Source organism: Rhodococcus sp. GB-02 (assembly GCF_053470465.1).
This window is the reverse complement of the sequence record NZ_JBPUKE010000009.1, coordinates 1-1,661: the sequence shown is the minus strand read 5'-3', so window position 1 is coordinate 1,661 and position 1,661 is coordinate 1. Positions and strand designations below refer to the sequence as shown.

Annotated in this window: 2 rRNA genes; both read right to left on the bottom strand. The window is 55.1% G+C overall.

Going from position 1 to position 1,661, the window contains the following annotated elements:
- Nucleotides 1–2: 2 nt before the first annotated feature.
- Nucleotides 3–119: ribosomal RNA gene (gene rrf, locus ACSW29_RS31215) — 5S ribosomal RNA — on the bottom strand.
- Between the two features lie 151 nt (nucleotides 120–270).
- A 23S ribosomal RNA gene (locus ACSW29_RS31210) occupies nucleotides 271–1,661 on the bottom strand; the annotation flags it as partial.

The window sequence follows — 1,661 nt, the reverse complement described above, 5'->3', positions numbered from 1 at the left end:
GTGTTCGGCGGTGTCCTACTCTCCCACACCCTGTCGAGTGCAGTACCATCGGCGCTGAAGGGCTTAGCTTCCGGGTTCGGAATGGGACCGGGCGTTTCCCCTTCGCTATGACCGCCGTAACTCTATGAAACTGTCACAGTAACCAACCTGTGATCCAGATCCTCCACACACCCACCACCCGTGAATATCAGGGGTGATCGATGATGGATGATCGAAATCAAGGTATCTGTGTGTTGTTTCAGATACCGCACAGTGGACGCGTAGCTTCTTTGTGGTAAGTCCTCGGCCTATTAGTACCAGTCACCTGCATCCGTTACCGGACTTCCAGTTCTGGCCTATCAACCCGGTGGTCTGCCGGGGGCCTTACCCCCTCGAGGGGGTGAGAAACCTCATCTTGGAACAGGCTTCCCGCTTAGATGCTTTCAGCGGTTATCCCTTCCGAACGTAGCTAACCAGCGGTGCTCCTGGCGGAACAACTGGCACACCAGAGGTTCGTCCGTCCCGGTCCTCTCGTACTAGGGACAGCCTTCCTCAAGTTTCTAACGCGCGCGGCGGATAGAGACCGAACTGTCTCACGACGTTCTAAACCCAGCTCGCGTGCCGCTTTAATGGGCGAACAGCCCAACCCTTGGGACCTACTCCAGCCCCAGGATGCGACGAGCCGACATCGAGGTGCCAAACCATCCCGTCGATATGGACTCTTGGGGAAGATCAGCCTGTTATCCCCGGGGTACCTTTTATCCGTTGAGCGACACCGCTTCCACTTGCCGGTGCCGGATCACTAGTCCCGACTTTCGTCCCTGCTCGACCTGTCAGTCTCACAGTCAAGCTCCCTTGTGCACTTGCACTCGACACCTGATTGCCAACCAGGCTGAGGGAACCTTTGGGCGCCTCCGTTACATTTTGGGAGGCAACCGCCCCAGTTAAACTACCCACCAGGCACTGTCCCTGAACCAGATCATGGTCCGAGGTTAGAGGTCCAATTCGATCAGAGTGGTATTTCAACAACGACTCCACGATAACTGGCGTCACCGTTTCACAGTCTCCCACCTATCCTACACAAACCGAACCGAACACCAATACCAAGCTGTAGTGAAGGTCCCGGGGTCTTTTCGTCCTGCCGCGCGTAACGAGCATCTTTACTCGTAATGCAATTTCGCCGAGTCTACGGTTGAGACAGCTGAGAAGTCGTTACGCCATTCGTGCAGGTCGGAACTTACCCGACAAGGAATTTCGCTACCTTAGGATGGTTATAGTTACCACCGCCGTTTACTGGGGCTTAAATTCTCAGCTTCGCTCCCGAAGGAACTAACCGGTCCTCTTAACCTTCCAGCACCGGGCAGGCGTCAGTCCGTATACATCGTCTTACGACTTCGCACGGACCTGTGTTTTTAGTAAACAGTCGCTTCTCACTGGTCTCTGCGGCCCCACCCAGCTCAGACAGTAAATGTCGTCACCAGACAGGGCCCCCCTTCTCCCGAAGTTACGGGGGCATTTTGCCGAGTTCCTTAACCATAGTTATCTCGATCGCCTTAGTATTCTCTACCTGACCACCTGTGTCGGTTTGGGGTACGGGCCGTGTGAAAGCTCGCTAGAGGCTTTTCTCGGCAGCATAGGATCACTGAATTCGCCTCAATCGGCTACGCATCACGTCTCAGGCT